The following is a 23,186-nucleotide window of genomic DNA, read 5'->3' as shown; positions in this document are numbered from 1 at the left end:
GGTTCCCCCCGGGATGCGAACACCGGGTTATGCCGCGATCTGGCGCAGCATAGTCGGTGCGAGGGTCCGTTCGTAGTCGGCGGGGCTGAGGTAGCCGAGTGCGGAGTGGCGTCGTCGGTGGTTGTAGAAGGCGATCCATCGGAACACGTCGCGGCGAGCGTCGGCCTGGGTGGCCCAGCGCCGCCGGTCGACGTCGAGTTCACGCTTGAGCGAAGCGAAGAGCGCCTCGGCCAGGGCGTTGTCGTACGACGATCCGGTCCGGCCTGTCGAGCGGCGGATGCCGTGCCGTTGGCAGGTGTCGGCGGAGTCGCCGCTGCCGTACTGGGCGCCCCTGTCCGAGTGGAAGATCACGCCGTCGACTCGGCCGCCGCAGGCGGCGAAGGCGGCGTCAAGGGCGTCGGTGACCAGGCTGGTACGCATGTGAGAGTTGATCGACCAACCGACAGACCTGCGGGTGGCGATGTCGATGACGGTGGCCAGATACAGCCAGCCGCCGCCGACGTGGAGGTAGGTGATGTCGCCGACCAGCGCTGCTCGGGTGCGGTGGCGGTAAAGTCCCGGCCGATCAGATCCGGCGTCGGCGGTGCGGCCGAGTCCGGGATCGTGGTCCGCTTGCGGCGGCGCAGATGCCGACCGACGACATCCCGCTGCCGCATGATCCGCTCGACGCGTTTGCGGTTGACCCGCATACCCCGGACGCACAGTTCGACGGTCACACGAGGCGAGCCGTAGGCGCCACCGGAATCGGTGTGGACCTGGGTGGTACATGTGATGTGGTGTCACTGGTCGCGGCCGGTGGAAGCCGGATACTGGGATGGTGACCGCAAGATCGCCGCGCTACACCGAGTCGACGCAGGGACGGCTGCGCCGGCTCAATCTCGCGGTCTCACTGCCGCCGCTCATGATCGCTGCGGCCTTCGTCCTGCTCATCGACGCGCATGCCTGGTGGCACCTCGTCGTCCTGGCTCCGGGAGTCGCGGCGGGCCTGGTGGCCTTCGAACGGTGGACGGCCAACGACCTCGCCCGGGTGGCGCTGCCCGGGCTGATCGTGGCGGGAGTCGTGTGGCCGCTGGGGTGCTGCTGACCGGCAGCCCGAACGCGTACTGGGGTTTCTGCGCCGTGGGTTCCCTCGCCATGCGCGAGGTGCGGCGGCGTCGGGCCCTGGCGGTGGCCGGGCTGTTCTCCTACGTCGCCGTCGTCGGCGCGGCGCGCCTGCTGGTAGAGCGGGACGACGTACGCCAGGTCCTGGTCAGCTACGTCCTCATCCCGACCGCCCTCACCGTCCTGGTGACGGTCATGACGATCGTGGGCGAGCGGTTCTACGACCTCATCCGGGAACTCGAACAGACCCGGGAGCGCGAGGCGGAGCTGGCTGTCGTCCGGGAACGCGTCCGGTTCGCCAGCGACCTGCACGACATCCAGGGCCACACCCTGCACGTGGTGAAGCTGAAGATCGCGCTGGCGCAGAAAATGCTGCTCCGCGACGCCGGACGGGCGGAAAAGGAACTACGCGAGACGTACGCCCTGGTCAGCGACACCATCACGCAGACCAAGGAACTCGCCTACGCCCAGCGGCGGCTCAACCTCTCGGCGGAGATCGAGAACGCGAAGAACCTGTTCGAGGCCGCCGGCATCCGGGTGCGGGTGACACGGGAGGCCGAGGTCGACGCGCGGGCCGGCGAACTGCTCGGCCAGGTCCTGCGCGAGACGACCACCAACATCCTGCGGCACGCGCAGGCCACCCAGGTACAGATCACACTTTCCGAGGCGGGCATCACGATCATCAACGACGGGGTGACGGGCAACTCACCTCCGGAACTCAGGGGGCTGTCGGCCCTGCGGCAACGAGTGTCCGGCGACGGAGGCGAGCTGACCGTGGAACAGCACGAGGGGCGGTTCCGGACGGCCGCGATGTTCCCGTCCGCCCGTGCCGGCACCGCCACGGCTGGGCGGAAGCACGACCGATGACGACCATCGTGCTCGCCGACGACGAGGCGCTGCTCCGCACGGCCCTGGCCGCACTACTGCCGCTGGAGGGCGACATCACCGTCCTCGCCGAGGCGCACGACGGACAGACGGCCGTCGAAGCCACCCTGCGGCATCGACCCGACGTGCTGGTCATCGACCTGGAGATGCCCGGCGTGGATGGCCTCGGCGCGGTCGCCCAGATCCGTCGCGCCCGTCCGGAACAGGTGATCCTCATGGTGACCCGGCACGCGCGGCCGGGCGTGCTGCGAAAGGCATTGAAGCTCGGTGTCCAGGGCTTCGTCAGTAAGTCCTCCGAGCCGGCCCACATCACCTCGGTCATCGCCACCCTGCACACCGGCAGGCGCTGGATCGACCCGGAGGTCTCCGCGCTGGCCGTCATCGACGACTGTCCTCTGACCGACCGCGAACTCGACGTCCTGCGGGAGACCGGCTCTGGCTACTCGGTCGCCGACATCGCCGGCCGGCTCCACCTCGCGCAGGGCACGGTGCGCAACTACCTCTCCAACGCCATGCAGAAGACCCAGACCCACACCCGTCACGAGGCGGCGCGCTACGCCCGCGAACACGACTGGCTGTAAGCGACGTCCGGACGGCTCCCGAGGCCCGCGCGCGCTACGTGAACAGACCCGGGCCGTCGCCGTGAACGCAGCCTTCTAGGTACGTGATGTGCGTCCCGGCGTGGCCCGGCGCGAACAGCGGCCATGCTCAGCTGGCCACGGTAGCGGCCGCGTGACGTCGATGTCGTGGCCGAAGGGATCCCTGTCGGCCTCAACCGTGCGCCGCAGGTCCGCCATCGTGTCCTCGTCGTGGAGCCGCGGGTAAATCTGGACCATCGACCTGTCGGGCCCGGACAGACCTGATGCGACGGGCTCGAACCCCGCGGGCGTGTCGGCCGGCGCGCTGTCGCGCAGGATGGCCGCGATGTCCGACCGAGTTCTCGGCAGGCGCTCCATGTCCGCCGCGGGTTCGGTGTCGACTTGGCTCAACGCGTCCGGGGCGATGTTCCCGTCCGCCTCGCCGATCCGGGAGAGCGGGACTCCCAGATCGGCGAGCCGTCCGATGCACGGAAGGCGTACGAGATCCCGCACCCCGTACTGCTGGTATCAGTTCGACCGGCGCTCCGGCGCTTCGAGCAGACCGAGACGGTGGTGATGCCGGGATCGTGTTCATCGTGGTGCCGGCGAGTTCCGCAAGCTCACGTGTGCTCCACGCCATGCCGTCTCCTCCCGCGCTCGACGCGATCGCCGTACTGCCGGGTCAGACAGAGCAGGTGGGCATGCTGGCCGGCAGCTTGAGGTCGATGAGGTAGTCCGCGGCGATGGTGTCGACGCACTCGTTCTTCCCGGACGAGACGATGGTGTGTCCCTCGCCCTCGACGGTCAGCAGGGCGCTGCCCAGGGTGTCGGCGAGGCTGATGGCACCCTGGTGCGGAGTGGTGGCGTCACCGGTGATCGAAACGACCAGCGTGTCCGGCAGGCCCATGACGTTCTGTGCGTACGGAATGCCGAGCGTCGGTGGGGCCGGCCAGAACTCGCATCCATCGCGCGCACCCACCGCGGGATCTCCGCCGGGGTTCATGAAGGGCGCCACCTCGTAGGTCTTCACGCGCAGCCGGGTGGCGTCCTGCGGAGTGAGCCGCTGCTCGTCCATACAGTTGATCGCGAACATCGCCTCGATGGCGTTGCCGTTGACCACAGAGTCGGGCTCACCACCCTCGAAGTCGAACGTCAGCTCCAGCAGCGTGTCGCCACGCCCCTGCCGCACCTCCGCAAGACCACTCACGATCGCGGGCCACTTGTCCGGGCTGTACAGGCCCGCCATCACCCCACCGAGCGCCTCGTCGAAGTCGAGTTCCTGGTCGAGTGCGGGCACGGGCTTGTCCCGTAGCGGCGCGACGATCGCCTGGAACGTCGACGTCCACGCCTTCGGATCGGTCCCCAACGGGCAGGTCGCCTTCTCCGCGCACGCGGCGGCCATCGCCTCGAAGGCTCGCTGGAAACCCCCGTACGCAGAGAGCCGGCGCTCGACCGTCCCCAGCTTCGGGTCGAACGCGCCGTCGAGGACCATCGCCCGCACCCGCTGCGGGAACTGCTCCGCGTACACCGCTCCCAGCCGGGTGCCGTAGCTCTGACCGAGGAACGTCAACTTCTCCTCACCGAGCGCCGCCCGCAGCACGTCCATGTCCCGAGCGGTCGTCCGCGAACCCATCTGGGTAAGCGCCTCCGCGCCCCCGGATCCCTTGGCGCAGCGGTCGAACACCGCCCGGGTGTCCTCCTCCGTCAGCGAGGCGGTCATGGTCATCAGCGGGAACACCTCGTCGCCCCGGCTCGTGCCGCCCTCGGTGTAGCAGTCGGCCGCGGGCTTGGTCGCGCCGACACCACGCGGGTCGAAACCGACCACGTCGAACCGTTCGGTGATGCGACTCTTCGTCATCTGAGCCACGACGCCCAGACCACCCAGAATGCCGGAGCCGCCCGGACCGCCGGGGTTGAACAGTAGCGAGCCCTGCGACTCTCCCCGGGCGGCGACGCGCAGTACCGCGACGGTGGTGGCGGTGCCCTGAGGATCGTCGTAGTCCAGCGGCACACTCAGCCACGCGCACTCCCCCGGAGCCTTCCCGAGGATCTCCGCCTCACGCGGGCTCGTGGCGAAGTCGCTACAACCCTTCCACTCCAGCTTCTGGTCGTAGTACCGCTCCAGCGCAGCGCTGGCCGCGCTTTCGCCCGGATCCGGATCACCGTCGGTCGTGCACGCCACGACCGAGACCGCGCAGGTCGCCAAGGCGATACCCACGAGACCGAGTCGCCGCAGGGTGGGCCGACCCCCGCCGGGGCGGGTCGTACTGCTCGTCGTTCTGCTCATGTTGAGGACTCCCTTATCGCGTTCCGCCTGGTCGAAACTGTCGTCACCGCTTGCGGCCCTCGGCGACCGCGCTGATACGTGGCAGCGTCCTCGGGCCAGGCGACGTCGTTGCCGGTCACGGCGAGGAACGGTGACAAGCCGTTGTCCATGGCAGCACCTCCGCCGTCGCGACCGTCCTGGCCTTTGACTGCGCCACTGCCGGGTTTTCAGAGTTGAGCAGCGCCTGCCAGTCCTGCGCCGTCGCCGGATACCTGGCCTTTCCGCAGAGCCGTAGCTCCTCGGGGCACGCACCCCACCCGACCTGCGTCGCCGGCGTGCCGGCCATGGCCGGAATGTCGACCAGCGACGCGGCAAGCCCGACGACGACGGTCGAGGCCGTTCCCTGACCTCGTTTCATGCCTGCCTCTCGGCCACCTGTTCACGGTCGTTCCCTACGCCTGGCTCGATGCCTCCATGTCACCAGCCGGCGCAGCCGCCCCACAGTGGCGCCATGTCACGCCCGACAGGTGACGCGACGTCACTGTTCGCGGTACCGGGCGGTGCGGACAGCGGGGTGGTGACCTCGAGAACGCCGCGATTCACCGGGTCGGCACCGCACCGGCGAGCGCTGGTTCGACCAGAAGGTGCAAGACGTACCCGATTCCAGCCATGGAAGGTCGGTGGTGTCCGGTGGGCCGGCACGTCGTCGTCCCCGGTTGGCGGGCACCAGCGTCGGGTCCGGTGCGGCCGATGATCCAGACCGTCCCGCTTGCCCATGACGTCGGTGGCACTGGGCCCGTCCTCCTCGTTCCGAGGTTGGCGGGCCGCGGATGACCGAATCCACCGTCGCGCCGTGGCCGGCAAGCGACAGCGCCACCTGCCCGGCCGATTGGCACCCCCGACGACCGTCACCGGCTGATTCTCAAAGCCCCGGACGTCCAGTTCGGCCGCCGCGTATCGCACGCAGCCGGACTTCTCGAACCTCCTCCAGTGCGGGATGTTCGGACGTCGGTAGTACGCCCCGGTGGCGGCGATCACCGCCCGGGTCTGGAGGCTCGTGCCGTTCTCCAGCAGGACGGCTGGCCGCCGTTCGTCGGACAGGTCAAGGCCGGCCGGTGTGCAGGGCGAGTAGATGCGGACGCCGGACTGGAGCGCCCTGCTGCCCTTCGCGCGCTGACAACGACGCGACGGATAGGTGAGTGCGCCGGCGCGTCGTTGCAAGCCACACACGCGGAGTTCCAGGCGGGTCAGTGGAAAGACGGCGGAAGAGGCCTGCTCGACGGTTCAGCGCGATCCGTGGACGAAAGCCGGGAGAAGGCTCGCCAACGCCATAGATGGCGGGGCATATGCCAGATGGCGACGGGCCGGGGCCACTCGCCGGCCCGGAACCACGCTTCGGCGCCGCCGTCGATGACGACGACGCTGCCACTCATGAACGCCGCCGCGGGCGAGAGCATCATCATCACCCAGTCGGCGAGGTGGCCGGGGTCGCCCACTCCGCCGATCGGGTTCGGGAACGACTGGAACGCCCTGGCCGCGACCGGGTCCGCCAGTTCCTCATCGAGCAGCGGCGTCTTCACCGGTCCCGGGGCAATCACATTGAGCCTGATCCCGGCGCCGGCCCACGCCGGAGTCACTGCCGCGCGCCGCGCCCAGTCGGTCACCGCGAGCTTCGACGCCGCATAGGCGAAGTTGGGGGCGGCCCGCCCGAATATCCGCGCCCTCCGCACCGCTTGTTCGACCCTGCCGGCGCGAATGGCACGGAACACTAGCCCGGGCACCTGAGGCATGACCGTGGGCGAGTTGCTGCCAAAGACCACGGCCCGGGCATCACCGCTCGCGGCGAGCGCCGGCCGCAGGGCAGTCAGCAACTCGACCGAGCCCAGGTAATTGACCTGCGCGATCCTCCGCGCGCGGTCGGGACCGGGCACGGGCCCGATCCCGGCGGCGACGACCGCCCCGTCGAGTACCCCGCCGGACCGCTCGAGTATCCCGGCGGCCGCTGCCGAGCGGCCTCCCCCTGTCGCGAGGTCGGCGATGATCTCGGCGTCGTGCAGATCCACGCCGATTACCACGTGTCCGGCGGCGCTCAGCCGCTCGGTCACCGCAGAGCCCATCCCCGATGCCGAACCCGTCACTGCGTAGGTGCCCATGCGAATCCTTGTCTCTGTGGGAACATCGATTACTGCCGAGGGAGTACGGCCGCCGCGACACTGACGTTGTTGACGATGGTTGCCGTGACGGTGCGGGCAACCGCTTCGGCGGCGGCATCGGCTCCCCCGTTGCCTTGCTCGAGTTGCTCAGCGCGGGTGATCACGGAGATGTCCAGGGGATCTCGCGATGGAACTGGCGCGGGGTTCCGCTTTTCGAAAGCAGCGCCCCGAGCGCGGCGACCCGGGGCTGCGGTTCCGCGCCGTCGACGAGCACGGCACGAACGTCGGAGATCAGGCGGACCCGGCGCTCGGCAAGCCAGAGACCACGTCGATCTCCCTTCGACGGCCGGCGTGGTGGACATGTCTCGATGACATCAGCCCTCGCAGCCACCCATCAGTGCCACCACGTCACGGATCCGTGTGATGTCACGTCACTGGCTACGGTCCGCGACGTCATCGTCCGGGCGGTTGGGCCGTCGGTTCGGAGCCGCGCCGGCCATCGGCAGTGAGCGCGGCAGCTTGATCACGTGTGACTGACGCCTCCTTCCAACGAGCGCATCGTCTTCATCCGGCGGCCGGTCTCGGCCGGCCTGACCAGCCGGACTATCGTCGACCTGCTCCCGTGTGTCGATTCCCCGAGTGAGGACACCGCCGAGGCGGCCCTGGAGCGCATGCGCCACGAGCGCCACCGGCTCGATCGGCACATCGTGGACCTGGTCCGAACCCCCGGGATGCTCGGTGATCTGATCGCTGCCAACCAGGCGCACCGCAAGGGCTCGTCCGCGCATGACTTGGGCCACAGCCGGATCAGCGGGAGCCGGACCGATGCCGACCAGTTGACCCAGCGGCATCGCTCATGCGTTCCGGGTATAGGTTCGGTGGGTGGATGTGGTTGCCGCCTGCCGGGCGTTCGTGGCTGTCAGCGGCCACGGCAGCTTCACCTCCGGCGCCGCCGCTGCGGGCATCCCTCAGTCGGTCGCCAGTCGCCGTATCGCGGCCTTGGAGGAACACTTCGGGGCGCGGCTGTTCGACCGGTCGTCCCGGGCCGTCCGGTTGACGTCGTTCGGGCGGGAGATGCTGCCGCCGGCACGGCGGCTGGTCGACCTCGCCGACGCCATGGTTGACGATGCCGAGCGGGCCCGGCTGCGTCCGCTGCGGGTCGCCGTGCCCGAGATCTGCCCGCCGAACCGCCTCGCCGCGCTGGTGACCGCGGGTCGACGGCAGCGCTTCCACCTGGAGGTACGACCGGCCGGTCCGCAGGAGCGCGCCCGGCTCTGCCAGACCCTTGAGGTCAGCGCCGGGATCGTGGCGGTTCCGGAAGGGACGGCGACCTGGCGCGTTCCGCTCGGGCTGGCTGCCCGGACCCCCTTTCCGGCACCGACGGTGTTCCTGGAGACGATGCGCGCCGGCCGATCCGGCGCACAGGCACGCCGACGGATCCTGATTCAGCCCGAGGACGACGTCGCGCACGTACGTGGTCCGCTGACCCGGGCCGGCCAGTCGGTCGGTCTGGCGCCGGCCCAGGTGACGGTCGCGCCGTCCCTCATCGATGCCGCGGCGGCGGCCCTGAGCTCTCCCGACCTGTTGCTGTGTTCGCCTCAGCAGGCCGAAGATTTCGGGCTGCACTGGTGCCCCCTCGCCGGCCCCCGACTCGTGCGGGGGTACGACATCGCCGCCGGGGTCTCCGAGGATCTCGAACAGCTGAGAACTATCCTGCATGCCGACATCGCGCGATGTCTGGGCGCTCCCGACCGCCGCCGGACGCCGATCGAGGGTCCAACAGCCGACCACGGGTCAGCGGGAGAGCCGACATGAGCGTCACCGCAGTGCTACGCAATGCCCATGACCTGCTCGAAGAGGCGGGGCTGCAAGGAGCCTTCCTGGTCCGCAACCTCGACACCGACGAGGAGATCGGCTTGGACGCGGACACCCCGTACCCGTCGGCGTCACTGGTGAAGGTGCCGCTGGCAGTCGCGGTCCTGGAACGTGTCGCGCGCGGGGAACTGGACCCCACGATGCCGGTAGACATCGCGCCAGGTCGGATCACCACACCGGGCCCGACCGGGCTGAGCCGATTCCGCCACCCCGCGCGGGTCGCCCTGGACGACCTGCTCTACCTGAGCACCGCCATCAGCGACGGTATCGCCGCCGACGCCCTGTTCGACCTCACCCCACCTGCCACGGTCGCCACCGAACTGCGCCGACTTCGCCTTGAGGGCATCACCGTCCGGCACCGGATCAGCGACCTCACGAACACGCCGGCGGAACGCCTCGACCCCGACGAGGTACACCTGGCCCACTCCCTCGCGATCGGCGCGACAACATCCGGGCAAGGCCACCCCGTCGCGCAACTCGACGTCACCCGCGCCAACGCCGGATCGGCCCGGGCCTTCGTCGACCTGCTGCACGCACTCTGGCGGCCCTCGACGATCCACGAGACCACGGCGGCACGGGTACGCGACCTGCTCGGCGACAACCTGCACCGGCAGCGGCTCGCGCCCGACTTCACCTCCGACGCCTCCCGCTGGTCATCGAAGACCGGCACCCTGCTAAACCTGCGGCACGAGATAGGGGTGGTGGACCACGTCGACGGACAGTCCTACGCCATTGCCGCACTCACCGCCTCCCGCGTGCCCGCCGTCACGCAACCCGGCAGCGAGGCGACGATGGCACAGGTCGCGCGGATTCTGCACAATCACCTGCGGGCGGGCACCCCGCCGTGGTGGGGCTAGCGATCCAGTCGTGTGGAGCCGGTGTCTTCAGCAGACCACCACCAGACACACCTCGGTACAGTTCGCGCCCGCGTGACAGTGGCGGGTTTCGGGGCCGTGCCTCGCATTCGACTTGCCAGGCCCTCGCTGGCGGCTCCCTGTCCACCGTCGGTCCCTGCGGCCCCGCAGACCGTTCCGGTTCACCACCCTGCACACCGGCAGGCGCTGGATCGACCCGGAGGTCTCCGCGCTGGCCGTCATCGACGACTGCCCCCTGACCGACCGCGAACTCGACGTCCTGCGGGAAACGGTGGTGGGCGAGCGGTTCTTCGACCTCATCCGGAACTCGAACACGCGGCTGTGGCGATGCAGATCTTGTACCTGTTGTCGGCTCAATGGCCGCGAAGATCTGCAGCCGCTCAGAAAGACCCGCCGGGGAGCAGCTCACCGATCCGGCGGCTGCGGGCGACGGTCGTGCTCGCGGCTGCCGATGGGAACACGGTGCCGGCGGCCACGCCGCTTGGTCTAACCGGCGATGCGTCTTCCGGCATCGCAGCAGCCTCCCCTTCTCGAAACCGCTGCCGCCCTCCCCCATGCTCGAGAAACCGCGCAACGTGCAGACGGTGCTGGCCGCGAAGGGACCTCACCTGCGCGGATCGCTGCTAGACCGGCTGGTCGAGCGCGGTGACCTCCGCCGCACGAGCCGCAAGTCACTCGGTGTGTTCACCACGACCTTCCTCGAGGACGGCGGCACCGGACGCCGAGCGGGCCTGCTCGCCGACGTACGGGCTGTGCTCGTCGATGGCGCCGACCCGCAACCCCGAGTCGCCGCGCTGGCTGCTTGATCTCCGGCAGCGGCACGCTGCCTCAGTTCCACCCCGGGATCCCCTGGGGCACCCGGTGATCACCCGCGCCAAGGAACTCGAGCAGGGCAACTGGGGAGCCGGGGCCGCCGCCGAGGCGGTGACGCGCACTGTGCGCTCGCTCAGCCCGGCCGGTAGCTGTCACCCACGGCTGAGCCGTGCACCGCCAGGTACGGCGTGGGCTGCCGGGCCGGCGTCAGGTCCGCGATGTACGCCGTCAACTCCTCCGCGCCCAGGCGAGCAGCGGAGCCTCGAGCAGGACATCTGGCGCACCTTGCGGTTCCGGCCGAGGCCCTCGGCGACCGCCGGGTCCAGATACCCGTACAGCAAAGCCGGACCGCCCGGGGTGGCGACGTCGTCGGCCGGGTTGTCCGGTGGCCGTCCAGCTCGACACAGCCCTTCTACTGGAGGCATGTCGATCTCCTAGCGAAACGGGCCGCAGCCGGCGGCGGAGACCCTGTCACTGCCGCAGCGACTCTTCCTCCTGAGCCTGCGGCCCGGGAAGGCGAAGCTCGACGACGACAGCGCCGCCGTTCGCGGGTCGCCGCTGTCCGCCGGCCACGCTCGCCGAACTGCACATCACCGGCTGGCTGCGCGACAACGACGGCAGGGCCGAAAGAACGAGCGCCGCAGTGACGGTGAGTGCGTCCCGCAGGGCCGCACGGGCGCTGATGCCGAGCTTGGGGAACACTGCGCGGAAACGGTGCGCGGCGAGATCATCAAGCGGGCCGCGATCTCGTTGGTCGGGCGGCCTGCGGCGGCCACCTCCGTGACCTCGCGCTCTTGCGCTGTCAGGGCATTCCCGGCAAGCGTTCCGGCCGATCTTCGCGACAGACAGGCCCAGGATGAGGGAGATCTCCCGCTCCATGCCGATCCGGGACTGCTCGCCCGGTACGTCATGACAGTCGGGAAATGGGATCGCTGTCCAGGCCGCCAGCGGCGCCGGCAGCGACAAACTCCACCGCGTCGCCGATGCCGTCCTGCAGACCTGGCCGCCCACCCTGAAGGCGACCGGCCGACCGACCGCACTGGGCGGACACCCACAAGATCCCGCGAGGCCCTCACTGCGCACATGCTCCCGCGGCCGGGCTTGAACCCGGTATCCCAGCAGGGCTGGTGACCGAGCCGCGCCGTCCCAGTATCGGCGGCCGGCCGCTTCATCGGGTTCGGCAACAACCTCATCGGCCTCGCGACCGGGCGCCCCGGCGAGTTCTGTACCGGCTGGAATAGAAGTCGTGGGCCCGAGGTTGTGCTCTTCACCGGTGGCCACCACCAACAAGATCGTCCGACTACACGAGCCCGGACCTGAGGAGAGGAAGACCATCATGTCTGAGTCTGAAGTGCGCGAGGTTTTCGAGCGCTACATCGAGGCGCTCAACGCTCACGACTTTGACCGCATGACCGAGTTCGTTCACGACGAGCTCATCGAGAACGGCAAGCCGGTCACCCGCGACGACATCATCGCGGAGCTGAAGGCGCACGGCGATGCGGTGCCGGACTTCACCTGGCGGGTCCAGGACATCGCCATCGACGGGGACCGCGTGGCAGCCCGTCTGTTCAACAAGGGCACACACACGAAGGAATGGCTCGGCGTGCCCCCCACCGGCGCCACCTTGGAGTTCGGCGAGTACTCCTTCCACAAGGTCCGTGACGGGCGCTTCTACGAGATGAACTACCTGATCGACGCCCAGGCAGTACAGCGACAGCTCGGCAGCTGAGGCGCCGATCGCGTTCGACTTTCCCGAGCCACCGACAGCACCGGCTCGGGAAAGTCGAACGCGAGGGCCCGGCGAAACGAATGGCAGGTTCAAGCGTCGAAGCGGATGGCAGTCATGCGTTCGGCGGGGCGTCCGGTCGCGAGGCCGATGAGGTTGTTGCCGAACCCGGTGAAGCGGCCGGCCGCCGATACTGGGACGGCGCAGCTCGGTCACCAGCCCTGCTGGGATACCGGGTTCAAGTCCGGCCGCGGCGCCACCCTGACCACTCTGTCGCAGACCACCGGCATCCCGATCGGCACCCTGTCCCGGCTCGCGTCCGGGCAGCGAGGGCCTGCACTCGTCCGCGGTCGACGAGGTCGACCTGGAGGGCGCGGAACAACTGTTCCGCGCCCTCGTCCGACTCCTGACAGGGTCAGTCGCGCCGGCAGGCCGTGTCGCGGGCGGGCATCGTGCCATCGGCCAGGTACGACGTGGTGAGGTTCAGCGCGCAGGCGTTGCCGCCGAGCACGTAGACGCCGTGCCCGCTCTCGTCGGCGGTCACCAGCCGAGCGCGCTGGCCGAACCGCTCACGCAGCAGCTTGCCACCCGCCAACGGGGTGACCGGGTCGTGCCAGTTCTGCAGGATCAGCACGTTCCGCGGCCCCTTGTCGCTGATCGCGACGGGCGGCTCGGACGGCTCGTATTTCCAGTAGGCGCACGGAGTGATGTTGGCGCTGGCCGCACCGTACAGCGGGTACCGCTCACGGTCCTCGGCGACGGCCCGCCGGTAGGTCTCCACGTCCTCAGGCCACTCGACGTCGTTGCAGGTGACGGCGAGGAACACGGTGAAGGCGTTGTCGTTCGGACTCGGTGCCACCGCCTTCGCCTCCGAGGGCGCCTTGCCCGGGTCCCGGTACGACTGCCAGATCCGCGCGATGTTCCCGTACTGGATCTCGTTGTAGAGAGAGCCGAAGGTGAGGTATCGGAACACAGCGCCGTTGAGCCCGTCGGCCGTCGGTGTCCGGTCCAGTCGTTCGGCGATGGTCACATAGGTTCTGCGCACCTGCTGCGGCGTGCGGCCCAGCCCGTAGGAGTCGTGCCGCGCCGCCGCCCACTTCGCAAAGTCCGGAAACGTCTCTTCCATGCCGAGGGCGAACCGGCGCAGCCCGGCGCGGTCGAGGTGGGTGTCGCCGATGTTGCTGTCCAGCACGATCCGGTCGGTGCTGTCCGGGAACATCGAGACGTAGGCCGCACCCAACGCCGAGCCGTAGGACGCCCCGTAGAAGCTGGCCTTCTCCTCGCCGAGCGCGACCCGGATCCGGTCCAGGTCGCGGGCCATGTTGGCGGTCGTCAGGTGCCGTAGCCGCCCTTCGGTGTCGTTCGCGGCGCACCGGGCGGCGACCTCCTTGGCGATCTCCGCCTGCCGGGTCACGGCCGCGTCGTCAACCGCGTACGGCGGGATGTTGGCCCAATAGGCGTCGTCGGCGGTGAAGCCACAACTGACCGGCGCAGAGTGCCCGACGCCCCGGGTGTCCATGCCGATCAGGTCGTAGGCGTCGATGACACTGGCCGGCAGCCCCTTGCTGGCCAGAAATCCCGGCTGGTCCAGCCCGGTGCCGCCCGGCCCGCCGGGGTTGAACATCAGCACGCCACGCCGCTTCTCCGGCTTCGTACTCGCGATCCGCGACACCATGATCTCGATCTGCGTGCCGTTCGGGTCACGGTAGTCCAGCGGGACCGGCACCTTCGCGCACTGCACCACAAGTGGCGGCGGCACCACGACGTTCTCCGGGCACGCGGTCCACGCCGGCCGCGCCGTCAACTCGCCGGCGGCCGACGTCGGGGTCACCGCAGCCAGCGCACCGACCATGCCAAGCATCCCCATCAGGGCGATGCCACGTCTCCGATACACGTCCAGGTCTCCCGTCCTTCGTTGCGGTAGTCCACCCGATGCCACACCGTGCCCCGGAGGCACAGTCAAGCCAGAGACCACGTCGGGCTCCTTCGACAGCCAGCGTGATGGACATACCTCGATGACAGCAGCCCTCGCGGCCACCCGTCAGTGCCAGGACGTCACAGCACCGTGTGACGTGGTGTCACTGGCTACGGCCCGCGACGCCGCAGCGTGACGACGTGCGATCGCCGCCCGCCGCTGCCATGGTGGAGTTAGGCGGCCGTAGCTCTCGAGCGCGTCCTGTACGGCGCCGAACACCTGTTCCCCGCGCATCTGCGCCGCGCCCGCTGGCAGGCCGCGGACCGTTCACGGAGCGTCGGCTCACCCGTCGGCGTGTAGCTGGGGCAGGGTCGGGCTGAGCGGAGCGGGTCGACGCGCTGGTTCGTCGGGTGGACGCGGTCGAGGTGGCAGCGGGAGGTAGCTGCCGACTCTGGTCACGTCAAACTGCCGAGGGGGTGGCGTTAAGGTCCGTGGCGGAGTGCGTCGCCGGCCGGGTGTCGCTGGCGTCGACGGGTATGGGCAGGCGCTGGGCTCGCAGCACGGCGTCGTGGGTGTGATGGGTACCCGCAGGCGCATGATCGGCTCGCGGTCGGATTTCGTTGACCAGGACGGTCCAGTGGTGGTCGAGGAGCCGGACGATGTCGCCGGGCTGGTAGTAGTCGGAGGGGTCGAAGCCCTGCTCCGGGCGCGGGGTCAGGTCAGCGAGGTCGTGGGTGGCGAAGAGCAGGGTGCCGCCGGGTGCGACGGCGTCCAGTAGGCCGTGCAGAGCGGCGTGGTCCGGCTGCCGCCGGAGCGGGAAGTAGTGAGCCGACACCAGGTCGAACGCTGCGGCCGGGGGCGGCGTGCCGGTCAGGTCGGCCTGTGTCCACGCCACGCGGCCTGCGATGTCGGTGGCCGCGGCGGCGGCGCGGTGCAGAGCGGTCTGGGAGATGTCGACGGCGGTGACCCGCCAGCCGCGCCGGGCCAGCCAGATAGCGTCGGCGCCTTCTCCGCAGCCGACGTCGAGCGCCTGTCCGGGTCGCAGGCCAGCGACCTCGGCGACGAGGACCGAGTTGGGTGCGCCGCTGAACACCTGGTCACGGCTGCGATACATCTCATCCCAGTGGTAAACGTTCATTGTCGTCGCCTTCCGCGCGGTAGAGGTGGTCCACCAATCTGCGCCCACCCGCGACAAGCTGCCAAAAGGTTTGCGGAAACTGCAAAATGGTCCGCATGAGTGACGAGTTCGATGACGTGCTGGCCGCGGTCGGCCCACGGCTGCGCGAGTTGCGTCGCCGCCGCGGCGCCACCCTGACCGCCCTGTCGCAGACCACCGGCATCCCGATCAGTACCCTGTCCCGGCTCGAGTCCGGGCAGCGAAGGCCGGGCCTGGAACTGCTGCTGCCGATCGCCAAGGCCTTCCAGGTGCCACTCGACGAACTGGTCGGCGCCCCGGCCAGTGGCGACCCTCGCATCTACCCGCAGCCGTTCACCCACAACGGCATGATGGTCATCCCGCTGACCCGCAAGCCCGGTGGGCTGCAGGCGTTCAAGCAGATCCTCCCGGCCGGCCCGAACGATCTGGAACCCGATCCGCGTTCACACGAGGGCTATCACTGGCTGTACGTCCTCAACGGGCGGCTCCGCCTCGTCCTCGGTGACCAGGACCTCGTCCTCACCAGCGGCGAGGTCGCCGAGTTCGACACCCACCTCCCGCACTGGTTCGGCAACGCCGACGCCTCGCCGGTGGAGTTCCTGAGCATCCTCGGCCCGCAGGGCGAACGCTTCCACATCAGGGCCCGCTACCAGCCCACCTGAACCATCCGCACCGCGAAAGCTTGCACGTGGCTTGCCGATCTCGGATCGTGCTGGAAGAGCCGACGTTGCCGACAGCGTCGACGTGGTCGACGTGCCGCGAAGCTGGCCCGCCGCGTGCGAATGCTGTCGACCGGGCACGGCTGCAAGACCGACCACCGCGACGACCTGGTCCGCAACCGCGCACAGACCGCCAACCGGCTGCACGCGCTGCTCGCCAAGCTTGTTCCCGCCGGCCTACCCTGCGGACTGCCCGCTCGATGACACGAGGAATAGGACCGACGCCGGCCGGTGCGATCGGATCGCACGAAGCTACCCGAGGTGCCGATCGGGAGCCAGGGGCCACTGAGCTGGAGCCGCTACCGCGCTACGCCGCCACGGCCGGCCGCCTGGCCGTGGCAAGCAGGTGCGCCGCGAACTCCGTGACGATCGGGCGCGTGCCGTGTGCCGGTGTGGCGAGCTCCAGCCGGCTCGGGGAGAGGCCGGCGACAGGCCTGGCCACGATGCCCGGAGTCGAGTGGTCCGGCATCGCCGAGCCGTGGACGAGAGCGATCGACCGACCGAGTTTGATCTCGGTGACCAGCTCCGACACGCTGCCCACCACCGGGCCGCGACGCCAGGACCGCCCGTCCAGATCGGCGCCCGCCCAGTGTTGCAGTTCCAGCGGCGACATGCCGTTGAGGTAGGCGATCGGCTCGTCACGAAGATCGTTCAGCGTCACGTCGTCCTTCGGCGCGAGGGTGTGACTTTCGCTCAGCAAGACGACCCGTGGCTCGCACGCCAGCTCCCGCAGCAGCAGGCCGTGGCGGTCGCGGCAGTCGCGCAACAGGCCGACGTCCACCTCCCCGGGTACGCAGCTGGTCGAGATCCATCTTCCAGTCGAACGGTATGACGTCGACCTTCCGGCCCGGGCGGTCGGCCGCGAAGGAGCGGCCGGCCTCCATCGCGACGAGAACATCGCACCCGCCGGCAGCCACCCGCAGCATCGACGTCGCCCGCGACACCCCCCGGACCCGGTCGGCGGCCTTGCGGGTGCGATCGACTATCTCGTACGCCTCCGCGAGCAGCATCGCTCCGGCTTCGGTGAGATCGGTCGCGTGGTGTGTGCGCGTGAAGAGGGGGACGCCGACCGCGCGCTCCAGCGACCGGACCGCCCGCGACAAAGCCGGCTGGGTGATCAGCAACCGCTGCGCGGCCCGCGTGATGCTCCTCGTCTCCGCGACCGCGATGAGATAGGTCAATTGGCGCAGTTCCAGGTCGGGCACCCTGCGACAGCAACCGAGCACGCCACCGGTCTGCCCGGATGAAGCATGCCCCCATGATCAGATGGCATTGGCATGCGAGACCCATCGTGCGTTTGACTCAAGGTCATGACTTCCCGTACGCCCTCCGCTCGCGCCCTGTCGCGCCCGCCGTACGACGCCGGGGTCGAAGCGGTGCTCGCGGCGGCAGGCCTGGACCGTGACGTCCCAGTGCCGTCCGCGGCAGACCTGATCTCCGGGCTCCGCTCCCTGAACGTCGAGGAAACTCGGCATGTTCGACGTGGCCCGGCGGGACATCGTCGTGACCGGCTACCAGGACGCGGAACTGGCTGCGTCCGTCTACAGCCGGCCGGGCCACACCAGCACCGGCCCGGGCCTGTTCTACCTGCACGGCGGTGGCACGGTCGGCGGTGACCGGACCACAGGACTGTCCTTCGTGCTGCCGCTGGTGCTCGAGTACGACCTGACGCCGGTCACCGTCGAGTACCGCCTGGCACCGGAGCACCCCGATCCCTACCCGGTGGAGGACGCCTTCGCAGCGCTGGTGTGGACCGTACGCCACAGTGCGGACCTGACCATCGATCCGGCGCAGCTGATCAGCTCCGGGGTCAGCGCCGGCGGCGGACTGGCCGCCGGAACCACGCTGCTGGCCAGGGAGCGCGGTGAGCCGGCGCTCCTCGGTCAACTGCTGATGTCCCCGATGCTGGACGACCGCGACCGGACCCGGTCGACGCATCAGCTCGACCGCACCGGCACCTGGACCCGCGGCAGCAACCAGCTCGCCTGGGCCGCGCTACTCGGCTCGCGGGCGGGTACGCGCGCTGTGTCCGCTTCCGCCGCGCCCGCTCGGGCCAGCGACCTGTCCGGGCTGCCGCCTGCATTCATCGACGTCGGCTCCGCCGACCTACTCCGGGACGAGAGCGTCGCGTACGCCGACCAGGTCTGGGCCGACGGCCGGGCTTGCGAACTGCACGTCTGGCCCGGCGGCACGCACGCCTGGGAGGTGCTGATCGCGGACAGCCCGATGGCCCGCCAGGCGGCCTCGGCCCGGTCGGGCTGGCTCGGGCGTCTCCTCGCTCGTCCCGCCTCCGCCTGACCGGCCACTCGCTCGTCGGCGGCGCTGCCCGCACGTACGCTGCGCCCACGGTGACGACGGAGCAACTGCCTCATGCTCACCTGGGAGAGGTTCAAGGTGAGGTGCGGGTTGATCTGTTCGATGAGTGGGGCGATCAGCGCGTCGAGGGCGGCGATTGCCTCGATGAGGTGCTGCTGGCGGCGGGCGAGTGACCGGAGGGCGATCACGGCCGCGGTGGCTGGTTGGCCGGCTTGACCGTCAACGAGATCCGCCACCTGTTCGCCGAACTCACCGCCGCCACCACGCACACCATCACCCACTGGCTGGTCCGGTCCCGCTGGCGCCGCCTCCACCAACCCCGCGCCAGAACCAGCCACTATCGGGGCCACGGCCAACTCCCTGATCGGCCAGCACCTACCTGACGAACCCCGGCTGGAGCGATCACTAGGACGCCGTCATCGGGTGCGACGTGATCGCGATCAAGTCGGCGACGACTTCATCGAGGGGTCGGCTGGCATCCAGCTCATGCGTGCAGCTCGCTCTGAGCACCGGCTCGACCCTGGCGAGGTCATCCAGGATCATCGCTCGTTCCACCGGAGCCTTCCCGTGCTCGTTCGTCGTTCTGCGCGCGACCCGGTCAAGGATCACGTCAGCGGGGGCGCTGAGCAGGACGACCGCGTTGAAACGGTCGTAGAACCTCGACTGGTTCCGCACACACCCCTGAACGAAGAGTGAGCGACCGTCATCGGGGTCCAGCAGCCGGTGATCCTCTCCTCGCCCCAGAGCCACTCCCCCGCGGTGCACCTCGTCGACGAACTCAACGTACTCGCGATACTCGCGCCAGCCCGGATCATCGGTGTCTACGACGCGATAACCGCGTCGGGCAAGTTCGGCGAGCGCCGACGACTTGCCCGTTCCCGACATGCCGTCACCAAGATCGTCGACATCGGGACAACACTACCGGCCCGACCACAAGTCCTCCCGGCCTCGGTCGACAGCTCCCGTTCAAGACCCGGAATCAATTGAGGGCTGGTCAGACCAGGCCGGGAGGACTCTCTCTGTGCAGGAACTTCCCGTCGCGGATCCTGTACACGGCGTACCCGGCGTACTCGACGATCTCGATCGACTTGCCGTCAGGAGCTGCCCGAGACATTCCTTGGCGGGGTACCGGTGTTGATCAAACGGGCGGCGAGGCTGCGTCGCCGGACCCCACGGCCACCAGCCCCGTCACAGCTGGGCGATCACCACCTCCGTCGCCTGGGCGATCAGGGCGTCGTCGTAGCTGGCGTCCTTCTCACCGCGGCTGGACAGCACGGCGAGGACGATCGGCGCGCGATCCGGCGGCCAAATCACCGCGATGTCGTTGCGGGTGCCGTACCCGGCGGCCCCGGTCTTGTCCCCGACGACCCACCCGTCGGGGACACCGGCTCGGATCAGCGCGGCGCCGGTGGTGTTGCCCCGCAGCCAACCGTTGAGGATGCCGCGGTCCGCGGGCTCGAGGGCATCCGCGACGGCGTACGCCCGCAGGTCACCGGCCAGCGCCCGTGGGGTACTGGTGTCCCGCCTGTCGCCCGGCGTCGCCTCGTTGAGCTCAGTCTCGTAGCGCGCCGCGTCGGTGACCTTGTCACCAATCTTCCGCAGCTCCTTCTCGAACCGCTGCGGTCCACCGAGATGGCGCAACAGCAGGTTGCCGGCCGTGTTGTCGCTGTACCGCACGGCGGCGTCGGCGAGTGCACGCAGCGTCATGCCCTCGGCGACGTGCTGCTCGGTGATCGGCGAATACGTCACCAGGTCGTCCGCCGAGTACCGCACCACACGATCCAGCTCGGCGTCCCTGGTCTCGTCGAGGACCTCGGCGGCGGCCAACGCCTTGTACGTCGAGGCGTACGCGAACCTCTCCTCGGCCCGGTACCCCACGGTCCGACCCGTGCCGGTGTCGATCGCGTAGATCCCCAGCCGTGCGTCGAACCTCTCCTCCAGCCGTCGGAACTCCCGGTCCCGATCGGCGGCGGTGGACGCGGTGACCGTCACCGGACGGTCCCACGTCGGCTGCTCAGCGGCGTCGGCGGTGCCGCATGCGGCCAGGGGAACCAAGACCGAGACCGCTGTCACCGCGATGACCAGACGTCGTGTCGAAAGAACCATCATCACTCCTTTGCCGTGCGGGGACCCGACCGCTAACAGCGCCGGTCGGGCATGAATCGACCCTCACAGGAGTCGAGCATGCTGTCGAAGACCGAATTCACGATGTTCATGCCGATCCAGCATCACCGACGATGCGGGGACGGATCCTCCTCGAGGTCAGGCCTGCGGTGCCGATGAGTCGGTGTGATCGCGGGCCGGTCAGCGGGCTCCCGGCCAGCAGAGCGTCGCCTGGTCGACGATCTCGTCGAGCTCGGCGCGACCGAGGCCGTTGGCGGCGTGCACCGGGATGCCGAACGCCAGCGCCATGACGTAACGGGCCAACCGCCCCGGGTCCACTTCCCCCGGCAGGTCACCCTCGTCGACGGTGCGGCGGAACCGCTGCTCGAGGCATTCACCGGCTTCGGCGCGCTACTGGACGAGCACGTCATGCGCGGGACGGTTCTCGTCACACGCCGCCAGCGCACCCTGGATGGTCAGGCACCCGGCGAAGCCCTCGGGAAGCAACAGGGCCTCGGTGGCCGCCCGCGCGGTTGGCCGCTCCAGGGCGTCGTCGAAGTAGCCGGCCGGGCCGTCCGCGTACCGCTGCAGCGCCTTGCGGAACAGCTGTTCCTTGTTGCCGAAGGCCGCATACATACCGGTCCTGGTGATTCCCATGGCACCGGTCAAATCGGCCAGGCTGGAACTCTCGTACCCCTGCTGCCAGAACACCCGCATCGCGCGCTCCAGCGCCTCGTCGGTGTCGAACCCCCGAGGCCGGTCCATCACTGTGCTGCGGGAACCACTGATGGCACGGGTGTACTCCTCGGTACAGAACTCTTCCGTACCGAGGGGTGCTTAAATAGTCGTGTCCTGAGCCGTCAGGTCATCCTCGGCGAACGCGGTCAGCCGCCGGACGAACCAGCCGGGATCGGCCAGGTGGGGGTAGTGGGTGGTGGCCGGCGCGGCCTCCACGGCCGCGCCGGGAATGCGCGCATCCAGCCACTCCCGGTAGTCGTCGTCGACGGGCGAGCCATGCAACGCCAGGTACGGCGTCGGCCGCCCGGTCGGCGTCAGGTTCGCGATGTATGCCGTCAGCTCCTCTGGGCCGAGGTCGAGCAGCGGAGCCCACACCTCGACCAGGACATCCTGGCGCACGCGGCGATTCCGGCCGAGTTCCTCGGCGACCGCCGGGTCCAACTGCCCGTACATCTGGGCGAAGCCCGCCGTGAGAAAGTTCTCGTATCCGGGGCCGCGCATGGCTGCGGCCACCTTGCCGGGCAGGGGTGTCACGTTGAGCGTCTGGTCGATGTTGACCACGCCTCGCACCGGGAAGCGGGAGGCGTAGGCCGTGGCCACCATCCCGCCGTACGAGTGCCCCACGACCAGGGGACGCTGCTCGATGCCCAATGACATCAGAACCGCATGCACATCACCGGCCATGGTCAGCGGGTCGTACGGCGTCGCATGCGGCGAATCGCCGTGGCCGCGCAGGTCGACACGCAGGGTGCGGAAGTGCTCGGCGAGCGGCACCCGGTCCCAGAAGTGGCGGTTCTCGGTCATCCCGTGGATGGCCACGAGAAGCGGCCCGGACCCGTCGATGTCGTACGCAAGGGAAACGGTTTCGGTCACCCGCCCGACAGTAGCGCCGCGCACGAGGGCGGTGACGAGACGCCTTTGACCCTGTCCTGACAGCGAGTACGAAGCCCTACGCGCAATGCCCCACCCGGTCACCGAGACCCTGGAAACCAGATAATCCAGTCTCCATCAAACCCGGAGCTTGACACCCTTAGGGTCAGGCGTCCAGGCGTCCAGGCGTCCAGGCGTTGGCACGGCGCTCAGGCGTACGTGGGTAGACACGAGGAGCAGTCTCCGCAGTCCTGTGCTGAAATATCCTTCCCGGATGAAGCGTTGCCGGGATACGCGGAGTTCCCAGATGATTCTGAATGTGGGTGGTACTAGATGGCGAGTAGGGGCAGGCCCCGAGAATTTGACGTAGACCAGGCGCTGGACGCTGCCATCAACGTCTTCTGGAGCCAGGGGTACGAGGGAACGACGCTCGACGACCTGACTACGGCGATGAGCATCAGCCGCCCGAGCCTGTACGCCGCCTTCGGCGACAAGGAAGCGACGTTCAAGCGTGCCGTGGAGCGGTACTCACAGGTCGACCTGCGCTACGTCGAGACGGCGCTGGCCCAGTCCACGGCTCTCGCCGTGGCCGCGGAGTATCTCCGCGGCCACATCCGCGCCAGCACCAATCCGGACCGTCCGCCCGGTTGCCTGACCGTCCAGGGCGCTGTTTCCGGCTCGCAGGCCGACCAACGCGTCGTGCAGTTCCTCAATACCCACCGGGCTGCCGTCGAGGTACGGCTGGCCGCCCGCTTCAAGCAGGCGATCGCGGACGGCGACCTCTCGTCCGACGAGGACCCGGCGGACTTGGCAAGGTACCTGCTCACGGTTACCAGCGGCCAGGCCATCCAGGCGGGGGCCGGCGCAACTCGTGACCAGCTGTCGCGCGTGGCCGAGCGTGCCCTGGCGGCCTTCCGGCAGGCAACCTGAGCGACGTTGACCCTGCAGCTCTGACGGGGCCCGCGCCAGGTGGTGGCGGCCCCGTCAATCTCAGCGCTACTCGATGACGGCCCCGTCGAGGGCATGACCTCAGCCTTCGAGCTGGCGCTGTTACGGCCCGGGCATCGCTGAGGTAGTTCCTGTCGCGCCCCGGGGGC

General features: G+C 69.4%; 26 protein-coding genes and 3 pseudogenes. 13 read left to right on the top strand and 16 right to left on the bottom strand.

Going from position 1 to position 23,186, the window contains the following annotated elements; all coding sequences use genetic code 11:
* Positions 1–27 precede the first annotated feature (27 nt).
* Together ACQEVC_RS24550 and ACQEVC_RS24545 are read right to left on the bottom strand one after the other, a co-directional pair.
* A pseudogene (locus ACQEVC_RS24550) lies at positions 28–531 on the bottom strand (IS3 family transposase); the annotation flags it as partial.
* Positions 532–626: 95 nt separating this feature from the next.
* Positions 627–773, bottom strand: a pseudogene (locus ACQEVC_RS24545) (IS3 family transposase); the annotation flags it as partial.
* Between the two features lie 44 nt (positions 774–817).
* Between ACQEVC_RS24545 and ACQEVC_RS24540 the strand changes: the two are divergent.
* Genes ACQEVC_RS24540 through ACQEVC_RS24530 form a run of 3 tightly spaced genes read left to right on the top strand, consistent with a single transcriptional unit; the run spans position 818 to position 2,567 of the window.
* Positions 818–1,084, top strand: coding sequence for a hypothetical protein (locus ACQEVC_RS24540; RefSeq protein WP_432881593.1), 267 nt, complete (start codon positions 818–820; stop codon positions 1,082–1,084).
* Positions 1,063–1,968 carry a sensor histidine kinase gene (locus ACQEVC_RS24535; protein ID WP_432881592.1) on the top strand — a complete coding sequence of 302 codons (906 nt, stop codon included), beginning with the start codon at positions 1,063–1,065 and terminating at the stop codon, positions 1,966–1,968. The genes ACQEVC_RS24540 and ACQEVC_RS24535 overlap by 22 nt, the downstream gene beginning before the upstream one ends.
* A complete protein-coding gene (locus tag ACQEVC_RS24530) occupies positions 1,965–2,567 on the top strand; it encodes a response regulator transcription factor (RefSeq protein ID WP_432881590.1) in 603 nt (200 codons plus the stop codon). Before ACQEVC_RS24535 ends, ACQEVC_RS24530 begins: the two co-directional genes overlap by 4 nt.
* Positions 2,568–2,642: 75 nt before the next feature.
* Here ACQEVC_RS24530 and ACQEVC_RS24525 read toward each other — a convergent pair whose 3' ends face one another.
* The 5 genes from ACQEVC_RS24525 to ACQEVC_RS24505 form a co-directional block, all read right to left on the bottom strand.
* Positions 2,643–3,077 carry a hypothetical protein gene (locus ACQEVC_RS24525; protein ID WP_432881587.1) on the bottom strand — a complete coding sequence of 145 codons (435 nt, stop codon included), beginning with the start codon at positions 3,075–3,077 and terminating at the stop codon, positions 2,643–2,645.
* A 169-nt stretch (positions 3,078–3,246) separates the two neighbouring features.
* On the bottom strand, positions 3,247–4,851 hold the full coding sequence (locus ACQEVC_RS24520; RefSeq protein WP_432881585.1) for an alpha/beta hydrolase: 1,605 nt from the start codon (positions 4,849–4,851) through the stop codon (positions 3,247–3,249).
* Between the two features lie 115 nt (positions 4,852–4,966).
* Positions 4,967–5,248: a hypothetical protein gene (locus ACQEVC_RS24515; RefSeq protein WP_432881583.1), complete on the bottom strand. Its 282-nt coding sequence runs from the start codon at positions 5,246–5,248 to the stop codon at positions 4,967–4,969.
* Between the two features lie 829 nt (positions 5,249–6,077).
* Complete coding sequence (locus tag ACQEVC_RS24510; protein WP_432881580.1) at positions 6,078–6,983, bottom strand: SDR family oxidoreductase; 906 nt, start codon at positions 6,981–6,983, stop codon at positions 6,078–6,080.
* A gap of 431 nt (positions 6,984–7,414) precedes the next feature.
* The gene (locus ACQEVC_RS24505; protein ID WP_432881578.1) at positions 7,415–7,834 is read right to left on the bottom strand and encodes a hypothetical protein; all 420 of its coding nucleotides are present in this window, start codon (positions 7,832–7,834) and stop codon (positions 7,415–7,417) included.
* A gap of 31 nt (positions 7,835–7,865) precedes the next feature.
* On the opposite strand from ACQEVC_RS24505, the gene ACQEVC_RS24500 reads away from it, so the two are divergent.
* The 3 genes from ACQEVC_RS24500 to ACQEVC_RS24490 all read left to right on the top strand — a co-directional run bounded on the left by ACQEVC_RS24500 (position 7,866) and on the right by ACQEVC_RS24490 (position 10,539).
* Positions 7,866–8,798 (top strand): LysR family transcriptional regulator, encoded by a 933-nt coding sequence (locus tag ACQEVC_RS24500; RefSeq protein ID WP_432881575.1) that lies wholly within the window; start codon positions 7,866–7,868, stop codon positions 8,796–8,798.
* Positions 8,795–9,715: a serine hydrolase gene (locus tag ACQEVC_RS24495; RefSeq protein ID WP_432881573.1), complete on the top strand. Its 921-nt coding sequence runs from the start codon at positions 8,795–8,797 to the stop codon at positions 9,713–9,715. Before ACQEVC_RS24500 ends, ACQEVC_RS24495 begins: the two co-directional genes overlap by 4 nt.
* Positions 9,716–10,287: 572 nt before the next feature.
* Positions 10,288–10,539, top strand: coding sequence for a GPP34 family phosphoprotein (locus ACQEVC_RS24490; RefSeq protein WP_432881570.1), 252 nt, complete (start codon positions 10,288–10,290; stop codon positions 10,537–10,539).
* 597 nt (positions 10,540–11,136) lie between these two features.
* Here the strand turns inward: ACQEVC_RS24490 and ACQEVC_RS24485 are convergent.
* Complete coding sequence (locus tag ACQEVC_RS24485) at positions 11,137–11,457, bottom strand: LuxR C-terminal-related transcriptional regulator (protein ID WP_432881568.1); 321 nt, start codon at positions 11,455–11,457, stop codon at positions 11,137–11,139.
* Positions 11,458–11,819: 362 nt separating this feature from the next.
* On the opposite strand from ACQEVC_RS24485, the gene ACQEVC_RS24480 reads away from it, so the two are divergent.
* Entirely contained in the window at positions 11,820–12,275 is a 456-nt protein-coding gene (locus ACQEVC_RS24480) for an ester cyclase (protein ID WP_432881565.1), read from the top strand.
* 412 nt (positions 12,276–12,687) lie between these two features.
* Here the strand turns inward: ACQEVC_RS24480 and ACQEVC_RS24475 are convergent, their stop codons facing one another.
* Together ACQEVC_RS24475 and ACQEVC_RS24470 are read right to left on the bottom strand one after the other, a co-directional pair.
* Entirely contained in the window at positions 12,688–14,166 is a 1,479-nt protein-coding gene (locus ACQEVC_RS24475; RefSeq protein ID WP_432881562.1) for an alpha/beta hydrolase, read from the bottom strand.
* Positions 14,167–14,647: 481 nt separating this feature from the next.
* Entirely contained in the window at positions 14,648–15,301 is a 654-nt protein-coding gene (locus tag ACQEVC_RS24470; protein ID WP_432881559.1) for a class I SAM-dependent methyltransferase, read from the bottom strand.
* 119 nt (positions 15,302–15,420) lie between these two features.
* Between ACQEVC_RS24470 and ACQEVC_RS24465 the strand changes: the two genes are divergently transcribed.
* Positions 15,421–16,005: a helix-turn-helix domain-containing protein gene (locus tag ACQEVC_RS24465; protein WP_432881556.1), complete on the top strand. Its 585-nt coding sequence runs from the start codon at positions 15,421–15,423 to the stop codon at positions 16,003–16,005.
* 114 nt (positions 16,006–16,119) lie between these two features.
* Complete coding sequence (locus ACQEVC_RS24460; RefSeq protein ID WP_432881553.1) at positions 16,120–16,266, top strand: hypothetical protein; 147 nt, start codon at positions 16,120–16,122, stop codon at positions 16,264–16,266.
* Positions 16,267–16,369: 103 nt separating this feature from the next.
* Here ACQEVC_RS24460 and ACQEVC_RS24455 read toward each other — a convergent pair whose 3' ends face one another.
* A complete protein-coding gene (locus ACQEVC_RS24455) occupies positions 16,370–16,843 on the bottom strand; it encodes a LysR substrate-binding domain-containing protein (protein WP_432881550.1) in 474 nt (157 codons plus the stop codon).
* Between the two features lie 244 nt (positions 16,844–17,087).
* Positions 17,088–17,267, bottom strand: a pseudogene (locus ACQEVC_RS24450) (helix-turn-helix domain-containing protein); the annotation flags it as partial.
* 268 nt (positions 17,268–17,535) lie between these two features.
* Here ACQEVC_RS24450 and ACQEVC_RS24445 point away from each other — a divergent pair.
* The 3 genes from ACQEVC_RS24445 to ACQEVC_RS24435 are packed head-to-tail and all read left to right on the top strand — an operon-like array spanning position 17,536 to position 18,761.
* Positions 17,536–18,360 carry an alpha/beta hydrolase gene (locus tag ACQEVC_RS24445; protein WP_432881547.1) on the top strand — a complete coding sequence of 275 codons (825 nt, stop codon included), beginning with the start codon at positions 17,536–17,538 and terminating at the stop codon, positions 18,358–18,360.
* Between the two features lie 50 nt (positions 18,361–18,410).
* Positions 18,411–18,551 (top strand): hypothetical protein, encoded by a 141-nt coding sequence (locus ACQEVC_RS24440; protein ID WP_432881545.1) that lies wholly within the window; start codon positions 18,411–18,413, stop codon positions 18,549–18,551.
* Positions 18,552–18,581: 30 nt separating this feature from the next.
* Positions 18,582–18,761: a hypothetical protein gene (locus ACQEVC_RS24435; RefSeq protein WP_432881542.1), complete on the top strand. Its 180-nt coding sequence runs from the start codon at positions 18,582–18,584 to the stop codon at positions 18,759–18,761.
* 22 nt (positions 18,762–18,783) lie between these two features.
* Here ACQEVC_RS24435 and ACQEVC_RS24430 read toward each other — a convergent pair whose 3' ends face one another.
* From ACQEVC_RS24430 to ACQEVC_RS24415, 4 genes are all read right to left on the bottom strand, one after another.
* Positions 18,784–19,263, bottom strand: coding sequence for an AAA family ATPase (locus tag ACQEVC_RS24430; RefSeq protein WP_432881540.1), 480 nt, complete (start codon positions 19,261–19,263; stop codon positions 18,784–18,786).
* Between the two features lie 303 nt (positions 19,264–19,566).
* Positions 19,567–20,487, bottom strand: a complete 921-nt coding sequence (gene bla, locus ACQEVC_RS24425; RefSeq protein WP_432881537.1) for a class A beta-lactamase — start codon at positions 20,485–20,487, stop codon at positions 19,567–19,569.
* A 405-nt stretch (positions 20,488–20,892) separates the two neighbouring features.
* The gene (locus ACQEVC_RS24420) at positions 20,893–21,246 is read right to left on the bottom strand and encodes a TetR/AcrR family transcriptional regulator (protein ID WP_432881535.1); all 354 of its coding nucleotides are present in this window, start codon (positions 21,244–21,246) and stop codon (positions 20,893–20,895) included.
* 72 nt (positions 21,247–21,318) lie between these two features.
* Positions 21,319–22,092, bottom strand: coding sequence for an alpha/beta fold hydrolase (locus ACQEVC_RS24415; RefSeq protein ID WP_432881532.1), 774 nt, complete (start codon positions 22,090–22,092; stop codon positions 21,319–21,321).
* A 330-nt stretch (positions 22,093–22,422) separates the two neighbouring features.
* Between ACQEVC_RS24415 and ACQEVC_RS24410 the strand changes: the two genes are divergently transcribed.
* Positions 22,423–23,019 carry a TetR/AcrR family transcriptional regulator gene (locus tag ACQEVC_RS24410; RefSeq protein WP_432881530.1) on the top strand — a complete coding sequence of 199 codons (597 nt, stop codon included), beginning with the start codon at positions 22,423–22,425 and terminating at the stop codon, positions 23,017–23,019.
* The last annotated feature ends 167 nt before the right edge of the window (positions 23,020–23,186 follow it).

Source organism: Plantactinospora sp. CA-294935 (assembly GCF_050936445.1).
Lineage (GTDB): Bacteria > Actinomycetota > Actinomycetes > Mycobacteriales > Micromonosporaceae > Plantactinospora.
Note: the sequence above shows the minus strand (reverse complement) of the source record. Positions and strands in the feature narration are given on the sequence as shown.